Below are 17,870 nucleotides of genomic sequence, written 5' to 3'. Positions count from 1 at the left end.
TCGGCAATCACATCCACCATGGCGGGCATCTCAATTTCGCTATGCGAAACTGAATTTCGCAAACCTTGACCCTCTTTTACTGTCTGTCTATCGTTCTGACAATCCCGCTCATTCCAGGACCGCGAACCCATGCCACGTTTCGCCGCTCCCTCCTTTCCCCCCAATGAAGAAGTCGGTGCTTCCTTCGTGGATTCGCTGGAGCAAGTGAGCGCCGAGGAAGTGAAGGACCGGCAGTTCGTGACGGCGCTGGCGCGCGGGCTGGAAATCCTGCGCGCGTTCACGCCGCAGCGGCCCATGCTCGGCAATCAGGAGCTGGCGGCGAGCACCGGCCTGCCCAAGCCCACCATCTCCCGGCTGACGCACACGCTGACGCGGCTGGGCTACCTCACGTACTCGGAGCGGCTGGGCAAGTATCAGCTCGGAACACGGGTGCTCGCGCTGGGGTTCGCGGCGCTCTCCAACATGGGGGTGCGCGACGTGGCCCGGCCGTTGATGCAGGACCTGGCGGACTACGCGAACGTGCCGGTGTCGCTCGGCAGCAGGGACCGGATGAACGTGGTGTACGTGGAGCACTGCCGCTCCACGGCGGCGGTGACGCTGCGGCTGGACATCGGCTCGCGGCTGCCGCTGGCCACGACGGCCATGGGGCGCGCGCTGCTGGCCGCGCTCCCGGAGGGCGAGCGGCGTTACTTCATGGACCACATGGCCAGGCGCGAGCCGGAGAAGTGGCCGCGCATCGAGGCGAGCCTCGAGAAGGCGCTCGAGGACTACCGCACGCACGGCTTCACGCTCTCCATCGGAGACTGGGACCGGGACGTCAACGCGGTGGGCGTGCCCTTCATCCCTCCGGACGGCAGCGGCATCCTGGCGTTCAACTGTGGCGGCCCCTCGTTCCTGCTGCCCAGACAACGGCTGCTGCTGGATATCGGTCCGCGACTGGTGAACCTCGTCCGCAACGTCGAGACGGCCCTTCAGCGCCGCTGACAAGGAAGACACTTCCATGGCTCGTGAGGACGAAACACTTGCTCAACTGCTGTCCATGCTCGAGCGCTTCGTGAAGGAGCGGCTCATGCCCAACGAGCGCCGGGTCGCGGACGAGGACGCCATTCCCTCGGACATCGTCGGGGAGATGCGGGAGCTGGGCCTGTTCGGCCTGTCCACCCCCGTGGAGTACGGCGGCATCGGCCTGAGCATGAGCCAGGAGGTCCAGGTGGCCTTCGTGCTCGGGCAGACGTCGCCGGCCTTCCGCTCGCTCATCGGCACCAACAACGGCATCGGTTCGCAGGGCATCATCCTGGATGGCACCGAGGAGCAGAAGCGCAAGTACCTGCCCCGGCTGGCGTCGGGAGAAATCGTCGGCGCGTTCGCGCTGACGGAGCCCAACGCGGGCTCGGACGCGTCGTCGCTGCGCACGACGGCGCGCCGCCAGGACGACCACTACGTGCTCAACGGCACCAAGCGCTTCATCACCAACGCGCCGGAGGCCGGCTTGTTCACGGTGATGGCGCGCACGGACGTGGAGGACACGGGCGCCAGCGGCATCTCCGCCTTCCTGGTGGAGGCGGGCACGCCGGGGCTGCACATCGGCCCCGCGGACAAGAAGATGGGCCAGCAAGGCACCCACACCGCGGACGTCCTGTTCGAGGACTGCCGGGTTCCGGGCTCGCAGTTGCTGGGTGGCCAGGAGGGCCAGGGCTTCAAGACGGCGATGAAGGTGCTGGACCGGGGGCGGCTGCACATCGCGGCGGTGTGCGTAGGCATCGCCGAGCGGCTCATCCGGGAGAGCCTGCGCTACGCCATGGAGCGCCAGCAGTTCGGCAAGCCCATCGCGGAGTTCCAACTCATCCAGGCCATGCTCGCGGACAGCCGCATGGAAGCGTACGCCGCGCGCTGCATGGTGCTGGACGCCGCCGGGCGCAGGGACCAGGGAGAGAACATCAGCACCGAGGCCTCCTGTTGCAAGCTGTTCGCCAGTGAGATGGTGGGGCGGGTGGCGGACCGGGCGGTGCAGATTTTCGGTGGCGCCGGGTACATCGCGGACTATGGCATCGAGCGGTTCTACCGCGACGTCCGCCTGTTCCGGCTCTACGAGGGCACCAGTCAGATTCAGCAGCTCGTCATCGCGCGCAACATGATGCGTGAGGCGAGCTGAGCCCGCCCCTTCGAACGCCCACCGGGTCGTCGCCCATTGCGCCTCCGGCCTCCCCCTGATGCAGTAGTGTCAACTCCAGAGGGGAGTCTCGATGCGCGTCCTCATCTCCACCTACGGTACCCGAGGTGATGTTCAACCCTTCGTCGCACTCGCCAAGGCCCTGATGGCGCGTGGTCATGTCGTCGCGCTCTGCACGCCCACCGGATTCCGCGGCATGGTGGAGCGCCACGGCGTTCCGTACGCGCACATGGACAATGCGGTGCTGGAGCTGACGGAGGCGGTCCTTCGCGCCCCCACGCGCGCCGAGCAGCGGCGGCTCTTCAAGGGGTTCGGTGCCATCATCCGGGCGGGCCTGGAGGACGAGTGGCGCGCGGCGCAGGAGCTCAAGCCGGACGTGCTCGTGTACCACTCCAAGGCGCTCGGCAGTCACCACATCGCGGAGAAGCTCGGGGCAGCCGAGCTGCTGGCGATGCCGCTGCCGCTGACGCCGACGCGCGAATTTCCAGTGCCGATGCTCCCAAGCTTTCGACTCGGCGGTTGGCTCAACGCGCTCAGCTACCGGCTCATCACGTTGGCCAACGCGGTCTGGGCCGGCGCGACCAACGACTTCCGGGTGAAGACCCTGGGCCTCGCGCCGCGCTCACGCTTCGCCGACTCGATGAAGAAGGCCGATGGCTCCGCGGTGCCGGCGCTGTACGCGTACAGCGAGCAACTGCTGCCGCGTCCCGCGGACTGGCCCTCCCACGTTCAGGTGACGGGCTGCTGGTTCCTCGACGAGGCGGATGGCTGGACACCGCCCCCAGCGCTACACGCGTTCCTCAATGCAGGGCCACGTCCCGTGTACGTCGGCTTCGGCAGCATGGGCGCGGCGCACGCTGAAGCGCGTGGCGCCACCGTCCTGAAGGCCCTGGCGTTGACTGGCGAGCGCGCGGTGCTGGCCACGGGCTGGGGAGGCTTGAAGACGGGCGCGCTGCCGCCGAACGTCTTCAGGCTCGAGGCCGCGCCGCATGATTGGCTGTTCCCTCGAATGAGCGCGGTGGTTCATCACGGAGGGGCCGGCTCCACCATGGCGGGCTTGCGCGCGGGCAAGCCCACTGTCATCAGCCCCTTCCTGGGCGACCAGCCATTCTGGGGGCACCTGGTTCAACGCGCGGGCGTCGGGCCCTCGCCGGTGCCACAGAAGTCGCTCACCGCCGAACGTCTGGCGGAGGCCATCCGCACGGCACTCTCCCCAACGGTGCTGGCCCATGCGGCGGCGCTGGGCGAACGCATCCGAGCAGAAGATGGAACCGCGCGCGCCGTGCAGCTCATCGAGCAGGAGCACGCGAGGTGGAACCACCGCGATGCGGGCGCGTGCCCTCCGGTCGGCTCGTCGGCGGTCAACCCGTACCGTGCTTGAACTCGGCTTCACTGTCAGTTAGCGTTCAATTCACGCAATTCCGGGAGGGTGAAGTGCGCATCCGTGACGCACAGGTTGAAGCACTGCGCGACGTCAGGGAGACGAACTTCATCGAAGAGCTGGTGGTGCACCTGCGCACCCACTTTCCGGATGAGGTCAAGGACCTCTCCGGGGACTCGCTGCGACAGGAGCTCCGGATGGGGCTGACCCGCGCCCGCGGCTACGGGCTCGCCCGTGGTGAGCTGCAGACGCGGTTCGTCGGGCTCGCGGCCCTCTTTGGCTGGGCCTTCGACCTGGACGAGCCCTGGGTGGCGGAGGCCCTCTCCGACACGACCTTTGAGCCCGATGAGCGGATGAACAGGGTCGAGACCCGCTTCCAGCGGCGGCTGGAGATGTCCGCGCGCAACGCGAAGGCACGCGCGGCATTCGGAATCGAAGCGTAACGCGGCGGAGGGAGCCCCCCATGGCGCATGACATCGTCTTCAAGCCCTCGTCGGTCTTCGACCCGGAGCGGGCCTACTTCAGCAACTGTGGCCCGAGACAGACTCCTCCCAGCCCCCAGGACTCGAGCGCGGCGAAGCTCACCCAACTGAAGGCCGCGAAGGCCGCCGCCACCTCCATCTCCGCCGGGGGCGACGTCATCCTGCCCTGCATGAAAGCGGCGCTGCAGACCCTGGAGGCCACGGTCGTCGACATGGAGGGGAAGCCGCTCGACGACATCCTCATCGAGCTGCGCAAGAGCCCCACCGAAGCCCTGTCCGCCAGGACCGATGCGGAGGGGACGCTGCGCTTCCAGGGCCTCGCGCCGGGGACGTATCAGCTCGGCCTCCCCGACCTGGACCAGGACCGCTGGGAGCTCATCGGCAGTGAGCCCCTGTCAGCGGAGCGGGCCGCCTGCCGCGACGAAGCAGCCTGGACGGCGCCGCGCCCCGCGGCGCAGACGGGCCCCACCGCCCACGTCATCCAGCAAGGCGAGTGCCTTTCGACGCTCGCCCACCAGCATGGACTCCACGCGGACACCGTCTGGGACCTGCCGGACAACCGCGACCTCAAGCGCCGGCGGAAGAACAAGAACATCCTCCTGCCGGGGGACACCGTCATCCTCCCTCCGCGCCGGCTCGCGCTGCGGGACGTGGCGCCCGCGAACGCCTATCGCATCCGCCGCAAGGATGCGGCCGAGGCGCTGCGCATCCGCTTCCTGGACCGGCAGGACCGGCCCCGAGGCGGAGCGTCCTATCTGATTGCCATTGACGGCCCGAATGGCACCGAGGAGCGCACGGGGAAGACGGATGGAGACGGCTTCGTGCATGAGTCCGTGTCAGCGACCACCTCCGAGGTCCGAGTCACCCTGGGGCAGGAGCTCGAACGGGAGACGTTTGTCTTCCGCGCGGCGCACCTCGACCCGCTCGACACCCTCTCCGGAGTGCAGGGGCGCCTGACCAACCTGGGCTATCCCTGCGATAAGGATGAGGGGAAGCTGGGCGCCTTGACTCGCCGCGCGCTGCGGGACTTTCAGCGTGATGAAAAGCTCACGGTGACCGGCGAGCCGGACGCAAGCACCCGCGCGGCCATTGAAGAAAAACACCTCGCCTAGCAACGGCGCGGCGAGCATGGGCCGTGCACGCATGGCCCGGGGGAACCAGCGTGCCCATCACCATCACCCATCTCAACGTCGACCGCTGCTCCGTGGACGGAGGCGTTGAGGTCATCCTCACCGGGACGCAAATCCAGGCGGGGGCCACGGTCACCTTTGGAGGCACCAGCGCCACCGTCCTCCAGGTCGCGCCGCCCACCCAGATAAGGGTGCGCACGCCCAAGCGGGAGCGGGCAGGTCAGGTCACCGTCACGGCGACGAACCCCGACGGCACGTCGGCCCCGTGGGGCACCCTCTTCGAATACTACGCGCTCGTGAGCAAGTGCAGCCCCGACGCGGGTTCAATCGTGGGCGGCACCCAGGTGACCGTCACCGGCCGGGGCTTCATCGCCGGCATGGTGGTCGACTTCAACGGCGCTGCCGCGGCCGCCGTCAACATCATCTCCACCACCGAGCTGACCTGCCAGACGCCTCCCAACGCCGTGGGTGCGGTACCCGTGGACGTCTGGACCAGCGCGGCGCGCACCGCGGGGGGGCGCTGCGGCAATGGCTTTCGTTTCAGTGGCCCGGCGACCACGGGGGCCAGTCCGCGCGAGGTGCCGCTGGCCGGTGGGACGGACATCACCCTCCAGGGGCAGTACTTCGGCGCGGGTGCGGCCGTCACCATCGGCGGAGCTCCCGCGACCCACGTCGTCGTTCAGTCCGACACGCGAATCACCGCGCGCACGCCCGCGCATGCCGCCGGGGCAGTGGACGTGGTCGTCACCGTCGGGGCCGCACCCGTCGGCACGCTGGCGGGGGGACTGACGTACGTTGGCGCGGCGCTGACCGCCATCACGCCCGTGCTGGGACCGGCGGCCGGTGGCACGGTCGTGACGGTCCAAGGCCAGCGGTTCGCCAACGGCGCCGTCGTGACCATCGGCGGAGTCAACGCCGTGCCCACAATCTGGGGCGACGCGAACACGCTCACCGCGACGGCACCCGCCCTTCCAGCGGGCGAGCATGACGTCGTCGTCCAGAACCCGGGCGAAGCCGCGGTGACCCTGCCCCGGCGCTTCAAGTCCATTGGCGCCCCGGTGACCGCTGGGGTCCAACCCCCGCGAGGCGGGACGGCCGGTGGAACAGCCGTCACGCTCACGGGCGACCACTTCGCCGCGGAGGTGAACGTCCGCATCGGAGGGGTCGCGGCCACGAATGTCGTCAGGGTCTCCGCAACCACCCTCACGGCCACCGCGCCCGCGCACGCGGCGGGGACGGTGGATGTCGAAGTCCAGAATGCGGGCGGCGCCTGGGTCACGCTCGCCAACGCCTTCACCTACTCGGACGTCAGCGCCGTGGAGCCGAGCCGGGGCCCTGTCGCGGGAGGAACGGCCCTTGTCATCCGGGGGAGCGGCTTCGACCCGGCCGCGACCGTCACCCTGGGAGGCGTCCCCGCGACGGGGGTGGTCTGGCATTCGGCCAACGAGCTCGCCGCCACCACCCCCGCGCATGCCGAGGGGACGGTGGACCTCGAGGTGCACAACCCCGGGGGCGCGCTCACGCTCGCGGACGGCTTCTCCTATTCGCCCGTCACCTCCATCGAGCCCGCCGCCGGCCCCCTCGCGGGAGGGAGCGTGGTGGTCCTTCGCGGAGGCCCTTTCGCCGATGGGACGACGGTGGAGTTTGGAGCGCTCGCCGCCGCGGCGCTCGACCGCCGCTCAGCGCAGGAGCTGGCGGCCACCACGCCGGTGAGCGCCGCTATCGGGCCGGTCGACATCGTCGTGCGCCACAACGCGGTGGTGAACCGGGTCGCCGGTGGCTTCGTCTATCAAGGGCTCGCGGTCATCCACGCCGTCGAGCCCGTCCAAGGACTGCTCGATGGCGGCACCCCCATCACCCTCACGGGCGACCACTTCCAGGAAGGCGCGACCGTGACGGTCGCGGGGCAGCCCGCGACCCACGTCCAGGTGGTGTCGCCGACCACCATCACCGCGAGGACCCCTTTCGGTCCACCTCCAGGCATGGGAGGGCTGCGGGTCGCCTCGGATGTCGCTGTCACGAACCCAGGCGCCGCGGCGGTCATCGGTGCCGGGCTCTACACCTACCGGGACGCGGCGCGGCTCGTCTCGGTGGCTCCGGCGCGAGGCCCTGTCGGTGGCCGGTGGGTCACGATCACCGGGCAGAACTTCACCGCGGGCGCGCGGGTCTTCCTGGGCAACACCGAGCTCACCGGGGTGACGTTCGTCGATGCCCAGCACCTGGAGGTCCGGCTCCCGGAACACGCACCGGGCGCGGTCAACCTCTCCGTGCAGAACCCCGGCGAGCCCCGCTCCGCGGCCTTGAACAACGCCTTCACCTACGTGACCACGCCCACCGAGTCGGGCGACAACGAGGTGGTGTTCATCCTGGACGGGGAGGCGTACTTCCACGAGCTCCGGTTGCTGCTGGAGCAGGTCCGGCAGGCGCCGCCGGACCCGAACACGTATGTCCGCCTGGCCTTCTGGATGATTGAGCCCTCGGTGACGGTGGGCGACGCAACCTGCTTCGAGCAGCCCCCCCATCGCTTGCTGACGTACATCGAGAAGCTCGTGCGGGCGGGTCACGACGTCGACGTCATCGCCTGGCATGCCCCGAAGCATGAGCGGCAGTTCAACAGCATGGCGGACGACGTCGCGAAGGCAAACGAGTCCTTCGCCGAAGCCATCCGGCGCATCGACACCGACGCCATCGCCACGGGCCCCCAGGTGGGACGCGCGCGAATGTTCCTGGAGCACTACGAGGGGGACATCGTCGGCGCGGCGAACCATCAGAAAATCGCGATTGTCTCCATCGCGGGGCAGCGCACGGCCCTGGTCGGCGGGCTCAACCTCTCCAACCACTACTTCGCGCCCCACGACCACAACGGGAACCAGACCTGGCACGACACCGCCGTGCGCCTCTGCGGCCCGGTGACCGATGACGTCGAAGCGGAGTGGATGCGGCGCTGGAGACGGACCAACGACGTGGCCACCCAATGGGTGTGGAATGCCTTTGGGAGCGGCGGCGACGTCGTGGCGCGCAACTACGCCTACTGGTCCAGCACGACCGTGAAGCAGCAGGCCGTCAGCATCCACGAGAACACCACCCGGCAGGCGCGCCACCCTGACAACCGCAGCGTGAGCATCGCGCTCACGCGCTCCGTGGGCACGACGCGCTACCGCCACATCCGAGACGCGGTCATCGAGCGAATCAACGCGGCGGACGACTACCTCTACTTCGAGAACTACCACTTCGCGGACCCCGACCTGCTCCAGGCCGTCTACCGACGCCATGAGGCGCGGAGACTCGCGGGTCACGAGCTGAGGGTCGTCATCGTCGTGCCCATGCAGGGCGGCACCATGGCGTACATGACTCGCCGGGCCTGGCTGCACATGGTGCTGCGCTTCCGGAGGCCCGATGGGACGCCCTACTGCCGGATGGTCAGCTATCTCGATGACGCGGGCACTGCCCGACAAATCGACCGCACGACGTGTGCCACCTGGAACGTCGTGGACAGCTTCGACACCAACAGCCCGACACCTGGACTGAGGAACCGGTGGCTCGAAAACGATTGCATCCAGTTCCAGCCGACCCTGGCCGACGCCATCACGACGGTGCCCCTTCACAAGATCACCACGGTGGATGGGGATCTCCACTTCTACTCCTGCTTCAACGCGGCTGGCGCGGGCAACGTCTATGTGCACTCCAAGGTCGCCGTCTTCGATGACCGCTGGCTGGTGTGTGGCACCGCCAACTGGTCCTTCCGCAGCATGCAGTACGACGGGGAGATCGCCGCCTTCGTCGACTCACCCCCTGTCGCGCAGGGGGCGCTGACGAACCTGCTCCACCACTACAACCCGGGATACCCTGTCGACTCCACGACCATCGAGGCGGCGGCGGCCTACAACCTCAACCATTTAACGGTGCACGGAGTGCACTACGGCGGCGCCGCCTATGCCTTGCTCCCGCTCTTCCACCACCTGACGCCGGGGCTCGACATGGGGAGAGCCATGCCCGTCGTCGCCAACGACGGGCCGAACTTCACGTGGACCTGAAGCAGGACGGCCCGCCAGGCCTCCGGAGGTTCGCGCGCCGTCACTTGCGCTTCAGCAGCTTGCGAATCTCCACCAGCGACGCGGTCGTCACGGCCTCGATGCCCTGCTCGCCGTCGATGTGGACGATGCGCTCGTGCGGCTCCCGGCGGCGGATGGCGGCCACGTACTGCCTGGCAATCCGCCGCTGCGCCTCGTCCGCCTCGAACAGCTCCGCCGCCCCGCCGCGCGCCTTGCGCCGCCGGGCCGCCACCTCCGGCGCCACGCCGACGAACAGCGTCAGGTCCGGAGACACCGCGCAGGCATTCACCGCCTCCACCCACTCCATGGGCAGCGACGCGCCCTGGTAGGCCAGCGACGACAGGACATACCGGTCACACAGGACGAGCTGCCCCGCCGCCAGCGCCGGCAGCACCCGGGCCGTGAGGTGGTCCGTCCGGTCCGCGGCGAACAGCAACGCCAGCGTCTCCGGCGCCAGCGGGCCCGCCCCACCCGGCAGCCCCAACCGGCCCGTGAGCGCCTGGCGAATCAGCGTCCCCACGGGGCCGTCGGACGGCTCCCGCGTCGTCAACACCGAGTGCCCCTCCGCGCGCAGGGCCGCGGCGAGCCGCTCCACCTGCGTCGTGGTGCCAGCCCCATCCAGCCCCTCCAGGACGATGAAACGCCCTGGACGGCGCGCGGCGGCCTTCTTCCGTGCGGCGCTCACCGGGGCAGCAACGCCGAGGGGTCGTCCAGCCGCAGCTCGCTGCGCAGGGCCAGCATCGACTCGTATTGCTTCAGCTCGTCCACCAGGACCTTCCGGCCCGAGCGGTAGCTGATGAAGGCGTAGACGAGCAGCGACACGGACACCAGGGCCGCCGCCCACGCCAGCAGCGGCGTGCGAAGAGAATCGTAGAAGAGCTTGCCCGACGCCCCACCCACCAGGAGGGCAATGACGGTGGACACCCCCGCTCGGGCGAAGCGCGTCGTGCTCTCGCGGGTGGAAAGGCTGGCTTGGAGCTGGTCGAGCCGAGCCCGGAGTTCCTGGGTATTGGAAGTCATCACGGCGCCAAATACCCTACATCACTGTGACGGTCGCGTCGAGTCGGTGCCTACCCACCGGCCGGCCGTAGGCCCTCCAACGGCCCCCTGCCCACCTCATCCCCGCCATCATCCCCACATGCGCCCTGCGACGGGTTGGCTTGCGAGCCACCCTCGCCCACGCTACATGCGCGACTCATGCAGCCCTCCGCCCGGACCGAAACCTCCATGAGTCACGACAGCGAGATCTCCTCCATTGACGACGCCATCCGTGACATCCAGGAGGGCAAGTTCGTCATCGTCGCCGACGACGAGGACCGTGAGAACGAGGGCGACCTCATCATGGCCGCGGAGAAGGTGACGCCCGAGCACCTGGCCTTCATGGTGCGCCACACCAGCGGCATCGTCTGCATGCCCATGCTGGCGGAGCGGCTGGACGCGCTCCACCTCCCGCAGATGGTGTCGGACAACACCGAATCCCACCGCACCGCCTTCACCGTCTCCGTGGACTACCGCCACGGCACCCACACGGGCGTGTCCGCGGCGGACCGCGCGAAGACCATCCGCGCCCTGGTGGACCCCACCAGCAAGGCCGACGACTTCCTGCGCCCCGGGCACATCTTCCCGCTCCGCTACCGCGAGGGCGGCGTCCTCCGCCGGGCCGGCCACACGGAGGCCACCGTGGACCTGTCCCGCCTCGCCGGCCTGTCCGCCTCCGGCATCCTCTGCGAGTTGGTGAAGGACGACGGCACGATGATGCGGATGCCGGACCTCAAGCGCTTCGCCCGCGAGCACAAGCTGTCGCTCATCACCATCGCGGACCTCATCGAGTACCGCCGCCGCAAGGACCGGCTGGTGCGCCGCGAGCCCGGCCAGCAGACCGTCAACACCCGCTACGGCGAGTTCACCGCCCTCACCTATTCGTGGCTGCCCGACGGCGTGAAGTCCCTCGTCCTGGTGAAGGGCGACCCGGCGTCGCGGCCCAGCGCCCTGGTGCGCCTGCACGCCGCCTGCGCCCTGGGCGACGTGTTCGGCTCCCCGTCGTGCAACTGCAACGTGCTGCTGGACCAGGCGCTGGCGCGCATCGCCCGCGAGGGCGCCGGCGTGCTGGTGTACCTGCCCGGCATGCACGGGGATGACTTCGGCATCCACCACAAGCGCAACACCGACGGCAGCACCGGCCCCACGCGCGGCCCCCAGGACTCGCGCGACCTGGGCATGGGCTGCCAGATTCTCACCGACCTGGGCATCCGCACGCTCCAGGTGATGACCAACTCGGACTTCACCTACCGCGGGCTCGCGGGCTTCGGCCTCACCATCGACAAGCGCGTCCCGCTCCAGCCGGACTGACGCGCCCCTCGCCGGGCGGACCGGGACTGCGTCAACCCAGGTCCGCCAGCGCGCCCTTCACCGCGTCCAGCGTCGCGGGCAGCTCCACTGGCGGGTTGGCGAACTGGCTCATCACCTCCGCCAGCGCGCCGCGGTGGTAGCCCACCTTGAAGTCAGCGAACTTCAGGCCGTGCGCGGTGGACACCACCGCCACGCGCGAGCCCCGGGCAATCACGCCACGCGCCACCAGCTTCTCCAGCGCCGCCAGCGCCACGCCCGTGTGCGGACAGGTGAAGGTCCCCTCGCGGTCCGCGCGCGCGGCGGCGTTGGCCAGCTCGGACTCGCTGGCGTCCTCCACCACGCCGTCGAAGGCCTTGAGCACCTTCACCGCGCGCTTGAAGGACACCGGGTTGCCAATCTGGATGGCCGACGCCAGCGTGGGCTCGGCCCGCAGGGGCACCAGCTCCTGGAAGCCGCCCCGGAACGAGCGCGCCAGCGGGTTGGCCTTCTGCGCCTGCGCCACGGCGATGCGCGGCCGGCGGGTGATGAGCCCCAGCGACAGCATCAGCTCGAAGCCCTTGCCCAGGGCGCTGGCGTTGCCCAGGTTGCCGCCGGGAATCACCACCCAGTCCGGCGGCTCCCAGCCCAGGTCCTGGCAGAGCTCCACGGCGACCATCTTCTGGCCCTCGATGCGCAGCGAGTTCATCGAGTTGGCCAGGTACAGCCCCGTGTCCGCCGTCACCGCCTGCACCAGCTTCATGCAGCCGTCGAAGTCCGTGTCCAGCGACAGCACCCGCGCCCCATTGGCGATGGGCTGCACGAGCTGCGCGAGCGACACCTTGTCGCGGGGCAGGAACACCACCGCCGGAATCCCCGCCGCCGCGCAGTAGGCGGACAGCGCCGCGGACGTGTCCCCCGTGGAGGCACACGCCACCGCGCGCAGCGGAACGCCCCGGGCGCGCATGTGCTTCACCGCGGAGACGAGGACGGTCATCCCCCAGTCCTTGAAGCTGCCCGTGGGCGAGACGCCGCACTCCTTCAAGTCCAGCGCGGCCAGCCCCAGCTCCGCCGCCATGCGAGGCAGCGGCTTGAGCGGCACACGGCCCTCGCCGAGCGAGACGATGTCCTCCGCTGGCAGTTGCGGATACGCCCACTCCCGCTTGCCCCACACGCCCGAGCCGTCCGGCAGGCGCGCGGAGCCGAAGCGTGTCTCGAAGCGGCGCTTCCACTCCGCCGCGGACACCGTGCCCAGGGCCTTCACGTCGTGCGCGACCTCCAGCAGGCCACCGCAGCGCGGGCACCGGTACACCACGTCCATCAGCGAGGCGCGGAAGTCACAGCCCTCACTGCACGCGTACTCCGCGCGGAACTCCGAAGCCGCCCCCTCGCTCATGCCTCCTCCAGTGCCCGCGTGCCACACTCCGGGCAGCTCTTCCCGAGCCGCACGCGGGTATGGCACGACACGCAAGCGCGCCAGCCGTCATCGTCGTCGGCAGGAGACTTTCCAGGCGCCGCGGCCACCGTGGGCTTCACCCGAGGCAGCCGCATGCCGCAGTGGTCGCAGAGCAGCCCCGCCGCCTGGGTGTTGCGGCAGTAACGGCAGACGACTGCGCCCAGCGGCGCGGCGGTGCGCACGCCGTCGTCCGGGGCACGTCCGGTGTCCAGCTCGGACATGGGCGTCACTGGCACGGCCCCCATGTCCCTGGCGCGCGTCAGCTGCAGGTCCGGGACCACCTGCGCCGGCAAATCGGGCCCGGAACGCAGCCGCGTCACGTCCAGGTCGGGCAACACGGCGGTGGCCACCGGCGCACGGCCTCCGGCATGCGGTGTCACTTCCAGCTCCGGCAGCGTCGCGACAGGCGTGGGCTCCGCCACGGCCGCGGGGAACCGCTTGCCGCAGACGTCGCACTCCGTCCCTTCGGGCTGAACGTGGTCACAGAGCGGACAAATAATCATGATGTGCGAACGTTAGCGGGCCGCCGCCGACATGGCGAGCAAGCGGACACCCAGCCTGCCTCCCGCCTCGCTGGGTCAGGAGCCACCCGAGCCCAGGACGTCACCCCTGCGACAGGGGCTGCCCTGTCATGGGCACGAAGCGAACCGGCAGCAGGGACTCCACCTGGGGCACCTCTCCGGGCCGGAGGGCGCGCTGGATGCGCAGCAGTTGCTGAGTGCCTCCCTGGGGCCCCACCGGAATGAGCATGCGTCCGCCCGGCTTGAGTTGCGAAAAGAGCTGAAGCGGAACATCTGGCGGCGCCGCGGCGGCGAGGATGGCATCGAAGGGCGCCTGCTCCGGCCAGCCCAGTGAGCCGTCTCCCTCCCGGAACGAGACGTTTTCGAAGCCCTGCCGCTCCAGCACCTCTCGCGCCGACCGGGCCAGCTCCGGGATGATTTCGACGGTATAGACGGCGCGGCACAACAGGGACAGGAGCGCTGTCTGGTAGCCCGAGCCGGTGCCGATTTCGAGGACGCGCTCGTCCCCTTGGAGCTGGAGCGCCTCCGTCATCAGCGCCACGACGTAGGGCTGGCTGATGGTCTGCCCATGACCGATGGGCAGCGGCACGTCCGCGCGGGCCTCTTCGCGCAGGTCCTCCGGCACGAAGTCGGCGCGGTTCAGCCGGGAGATGGCCTCCAGGACCCGCGAGTCCTTGATGCCATGCCGCGACAGGTAGTCGGCCCTTCCCCAATCACCCATGCCCCTAGCCTAGCCATGACAGGCGCCCTAACCCACCTGTGCGAGCGCGAGCCGCCCTTCCCAGCGTTCCTCGAGCGCCTTCACGAGGCCCTGGTTCTCCTTCGCCTTCATGTCCGGGTCCTTCTCCAGGATGCGCCGAGCCTCGGACTGCGCCATGGAGAGCAGGTCTCCGTCCCGCGCCAGGTTGGCCACCGCCAGCTCGGGCAGGCCACTCTGGCGCGTGCCCAGGAATTCTCCCGGGCCTCGAATCTCCAGGTCCTTCTCCGCGATGACGAAGCCGTCGCTGCTCTGCTCCATCACCGTCAGGCGCTCGGCGGACTCCCAGGAGCGCGCGCTTCCGGCCACCAGGTGGCAGAAGCTCGCCGCCGCGCCGCGCCCCACCCGGCCCCGGAGCTGGTGAAGCTGTGACAAGCCGAAGCGCTCGGCGGACTCCACCACCATGACGGAGGCGTTGGGCACATCCACGCCCACCTCCACTACCGTCGTGCAGACGAGCAGGTCCACGCGCTTCTCGCGGAAGTCCTCCATGACGGAGTCCTTCTCCTCCGCCTTCATCCGCCCGTGCAGCAGCCCCACCTTCGCGTCGGGGAACACCTTCCGGAGCTTCTCCACGCCGCGCGTGGCGTCCTCCAGGTCCAGCTTCTCCGACTCCTCCACCAGCGGGTAGACGACGTAGGCCTGGTGCCCCTTGAGCAGCTGCGCGCCCACGGACTCGTAGACGAGCGCGCGCTGCTTGTCGTTGAACACCCGCGTTTGAATGGGCGTGCGGCCCGGCGGGAGCTGGTCGATGACGGACAGGTCCAGGTCGCCGTACAGCGTCATGGCCAGCGTGCGGGGAATGGGCGTGGCCGTCATCACCAGCACATCCGGCTTGGGGCCCTTGCTCATCAGCGTGTGGCGCTGGAGCACGCCGAAGCGGTGCTGTTCGTCGATGACGACCAGGCCCAGGCGCTCAAAGGAGACGTCGGCCTGGAGCAGCGCGTGCGTGCCCACGGCCAACTGGATTTCGCCTCGGGCCACGGCCTCACGCACCTGGCGCCTGGCCTTCGCCGTGCCCGCCGCGCTCACCAGGCCCACGCGGTAGCCCAGCGGCTCCATCACCTTGCGGAAGTTGCGCTCGTGCTGCTCGGCGAGGATCTCCGTGGGCGCCATGACGGCCACCTGGTAGCCGGCCTGCAACGCGATGAGGGCGGAGACCATGGCCACCGCCGTCTTGCCGCTGCCCACGTCGCCCTGGACCAGCCGGTTCATGGGCTCCGGGCGCGCCATGTCCCAGCAGAGCTCCTCCACCACCCGCGCCTGCGCGCCGGTGAGCTGGAACGGCAGCGCATCGCGCGCCTTGGCCAGACGGGGCTCGGACACGTCGAAGGAGATGCCGACCTCCGCCTTCACGCCCTGCCGCTTGAGCGCCATGCCCAGTTGGAGGAAGAACAGCTCGTCGAACGCGAGCCGCCGGTGCGCGGGGCTCTGGTGCGCGTCGAGCGCCTCCAGGTCCGCGTCCCCGGGCGGGAAGTGGATGAAGCGCAGCGCGTCCGGAAGGCCCATCAAGTCCAGGCGTCGGCGCAGGTCCGCGGGCAGCGGGTCATCCAGCTCGTGCGCGTACTGCTCGCCCACGCGGGAGGTCAGCTCGCGGAAGGAGCGCTGCTCGCCGCGCTCGAAGCCCGGGTACACGGGGACGATGCGGTTGAAGTGGACCGACGTCGTGGAGTCCAGGTCCTCCGCCGGCTCTATCTCCGGATGGGCCATCTCCCGGCCCGTCATGGTGGCGCGGACCTCGCCGGAGAGGACGAGGCGCGTACCCACGGTGAACCGGCTCTTCAGCCAGGGGCCCGCGTTGAAGTACGTGGCGGCGATGCTGCCCGAGCGGTCCCCCACGACGGCGCGGAACATGCGCCGGCCCTGGCGGCCCGCGACGAAGTCCGCCACCTTGACGATGCCCACCGTGACGCCCCGCTCCCCGGGCTCCAGCTCCGCGATGGTGCGCAACCGGCGGCGGTCCTCGTAGCAGCGCGGCAGCATGAAGAGGATGTCGCCCATGCGGCGCAGCCCCTTCTTGTCGAGCGCCGAGACGAGCCTGGGCCCCAGCCGCTTGCCCAGCGTCTTCAGCGGCGACGACAGCGGCCCGGAGCGCGGCGCGATGGAGAGGAGCTTCGCCTCGGAGCGAGAGGCCTCCGCCGCGACAGCCCGCTTCTTCTTTCGCTGCGCCTTCTCCTTGCGCGTCTTCGCGCCGGGAACCGCCTCCGGCCCCGTGTCGAGCGCGGCCTGCCGGAGTCCCTGCTTCGCCCGAGACGACGGCGCGCCCTGCCGCCCGTCGGAGGGCTGCGGCGCGGCGACGTTCGCCCGCGGCGGCGCCATCCGCGGGGGCCGGGCCGCCAGGAGGTCCGAGTCCATCCCGGCCTGACGTCCCCGCGGCCCATCAGGACTCATGCGCGGCAGGGGACCCGCACCGCCGCCTCCACGCGCAGGGGCCGAGGCGCCCCCCGAAGCCGGTCCTCGAGGCGCCTCCGGCCGCGGGCGCGACGAGGGCAGTGGCTCCGCCGACTTCCAGGGCGGCACGTACCCCGGGGGCGTCGTGCCTCCCGAATTTACCGGAGCAGCCTGCGGGGTCCGTGGCCGAGCCGGAACCGCGCCCTCCATCGTCACGCCGCGCAGCTCCGCGGGCAGCTCCACGCCGCTGACCTTCAGCCCGGCCACGACGCGCCGCAGCGCGGCCTTGCGGCGCTCGGGCATGGCGTGGTCCACGTCGGGCAGCGCGGCCCTCAAGTGGTCCAGGGCCCGTGCGTCCACGCCGCTGGCCCCGGCAAGCGCGCGCTCCAGTACCGGGCGCAACGACTTCACGGTGGCCAGCATCGCGAAGTCGCGCTGGCACACGTACCGGAGGGGTCCAACAAGGCTGGCGAGCGGGTGGTTCACGCGGGGGTTCCGCCGTACATCCTACGGAACGGGGATGACGTCGCCCACAAAACGAGACCGGGGAAGCGAGCCCTGGCCCGCTCCCCCGGCAACTCACTGCGGCTTCCGAGGTTCAGCTCTCGCTCGCCGATGCCTCTTCCGCGGGCTCCTCGAAGCGGATCTCCTGGATCTCCAGCTCGCGCACGCCGCCGGGGCTCTGCACCGTGGCGACGTCACCCACCTTCTTGCCGATGAGCGCGCGCGCCACCGGTGAGGTGACGGCAATCCACCGCTTCTTCAGGTCGGCCTCGATCTCCCCCACGAGCCGGTAGCTCACCGGCTTGTCGGTTTCGGTATCGAGCAGGTCCACTGTCGCCCCGAAGATGACCTTGTCGCCGCCCAGCTTCGAAGGGTCGATGACCTCCGCGCGAGCAATCCAGTCGTTAAGGGTCAGGATGCGCCCCTCGATGTGCGACTGCTTCTCCTTCGCCGCGTGGTACTCCGCGTTCTCGCGCAGGTCGCCATGTGCGCGAGCGACCTCGATCTCGCGCGAGATCTTCCCCCGCTCGACGGACTGGAGGTGCTTCAGCTCCTCCTTCAGCTTGCGCAGTCCGGACGGGGTCATCGGGATGTTGTCGCTCCCGCTGCTCATCGACACAGCTCCTTCCACCACACCCAGGTTCAAGACGATGGAGGGCCGACGCTCCGCTTCCAGAGCCCGGCCCCCGCGACCAGCGTCC

At 69.9% G+C, this 17,870-nt stretch carries 14 protein-coding genes; 7 read left to right on the top strand and 7 right to left on the bottom strand.

The genetic code is table 11. From position 1 onward, the window contains the following. The first annotated feature begins 129 nt into the window (after positions 1–129). The 6 genes from KGD87_RS06275 to KGD87_RS06250 all read left to right on the top strand — a co-directional run bounded on the left by KGD87_RS06275 (position 130) and on the right by KGD87_RS06250 (position 9,197). Positions 130–984, top strand: a complete 855-nt coding sequence (locus KGD87_RS06275) for an IclR family transcriptional regulator (protein ID WP_284666578.1) — start codon at positions 130–132, stop codon at positions 982–984. A 16-nt stretch (positions 985–1,000) separates the two neighbouring features. Further along, positions 1,001–2,152, top strand: coding sequence for an acyl-CoA dehydrogenase family protein (locus tag KGD87_RS06270; RefSeq protein ID WP_284666577.1), 1,152 nt, complete (start codon positions 1,001–1,003; stop codon positions 2,150–2,152). Between the two features lie 91 nt (positions 2,153–2,243). Next, the gene (locus tag KGD87_RS06265; RefSeq protein WP_284666576.1) at positions 2,244–3,551 is read left to right on the top strand and encodes a glycosyltransferase; all 1,308 of its coding nucleotides are present in this window, start codon (positions 2,244–2,246) and stop codon (positions 3,549–3,551) included. A 53-nt stretch (positions 3,552–3,604) separates the two neighbouring features. Then, a complete protein-coding gene (locus tag KGD87_RS06260; RefSeq protein ID WP_284666575.1) occupies positions 3,605–3,994 on the top strand; it encodes a hypothetical protein in 390 nt (129 codons plus the stop codon). Between the two features lie 20 nt (positions 3,995–4,014). Then, positions 4,015–5,145, top strand: coding sequence for a peptidoglycan-binding protein (locus KGD87_RS06255; RefSeq protein ID WP_284666574.1), 1,131 nt, complete (start codon positions 4,015–4,017; stop codon positions 5,143–5,145). Positions 5,146–5,195: 50 nt separating this feature from the next. Next, entirely contained in the window at positions 5,196–9,197 is a 4,002-nt protein-coding gene (locus KGD87_RS06250; RefSeq protein WP_284666573.1) for an IPT/TIG domain-containing protein, read from the top strand. Between the two features lie 40 nt (positions 9,198–9,237). Here the strand turns inward: KGD87_RS06250 and tmk are convergent, their stop codons facing one another. Both tmk and KGD87_RS06240 read right to left on the bottom strand, forming a co-directional pair. Beyond that, positions 9,238–9,900 (bottom strand): dTMP kinase, encoded by a 663-nt coding sequence (gene tmk, locus KGD87_RS06245; RefSeq protein ID WP_284666572.1) that lies wholly within the window; start codon positions 9,898–9,900, stop codon positions 9,238–9,240. After that, positions 9,897–10,235 carry a hypothetical protein gene (locus KGD87_RS06240; RefSeq protein WP_225888999.1) on the bottom strand — a complete coding sequence of 113 codons (339 nt, stop codon included), beginning with the start codon at positions 10,233–10,235 and terminating at the stop codon, positions 9,897–9,899. The genes tmk and KGD87_RS06240 overlap by 4 nt, the downstream gene beginning before the upstream one ends. Positions 10,236–10,412: 177 nt before the next feature. On the opposite strand from KGD87_RS06240, the gene ribB reads away from it, so the two are divergent. After that, positions 10,413–11,564: a 3,4-dihydroxy-2-butanone-4-phosphate synthase gene (ribB, locus tag KGD87_RS06235; protein ID WP_350101591.1), complete on the top strand. Its 1,152-nt coding sequence runs from the start codon at positions 10,413–10,415 to the stop codon at positions 11,562–11,564. A 31-nt stretch (positions 11,565–11,595) separates the two neighbouring features. On the opposite strand, the gene thrC is transcribed toward ribB, so the two are convergent. The 5 genes from thrC to greA form a co-directional block, all read right to left on the bottom strand. After that, a complete protein-coding gene (gene thrC / locus KGD87_RS06230) occupies positions 11,596–12,936 on the bottom strand; it encodes a threonine synthase (protein ID WP_284666570.1) in 1,341 nt (446 codons plus the stop codon). Further along, on the bottom strand, positions 12,933–13,499 hold the full coding sequence (locus KGD87_RS06225) for a hypothetical protein (RefSeq protein WP_284666569.1): 567 nt from the start codon (positions 13,497–13,499) through the stop codon (positions 12,933–12,935). Before KGD87_RS06225 ends, thrC begins: the two co-directional genes overlap by 4 nt. 100 nt (positions 13,500–13,599) lie before the next feature. Beyond that, positions 13,600–14,238, bottom strand: coding sequence for a protein-L-isoaspartate(D-aspartate) O-methyltransferase (locus tag KGD87_RS06220; protein ID WP_284666568.1), 639 nt, complete (start codon positions 14,236–14,238; stop codon positions 13,600–13,602). Positions 14,239–14,265: 27 nt separating this feature from the next. Continuing rightward, a complete protein-coding gene (gene recG, locus KGD87_RS06215; protein WP_284666567.1) occupies positions 14,266–17,151 on the bottom strand; it encodes an ATP-dependent DNA helicase RecG in 2,886 nt (961 codons plus the stop codon). 112 nt (positions 17,152–17,263) lie between these two features. Continuing rightward, complete coding sequence (greA, locus tag KGD87_RS06210; RefSeq protein ID WP_284666566.1) at positions 17,264–17,782, bottom strand: transcription elongation factor GreA; 519 nt, start codon at positions 17,780–17,782, stop codon at positions 17,264–17,266. Between the last annotated feature and the right edge of the window lie 88 nt (positions 17,783–17,870).

Origin of the sequence: Myxococcus sp. SDU36, assembly GCF_030168875.1 — a bacterium.
Lineage (GTDB): Bacteria > Myxococcota > Myxococcia > Myxococcales > Myxococcaceae > Myxococcus > Myxococcus vastator.
The sequence above is the reverse complement of the archived record's forward strand: the minus strand, read 5'-3'. Positions and strand labels throughout refer to the sequence as shown.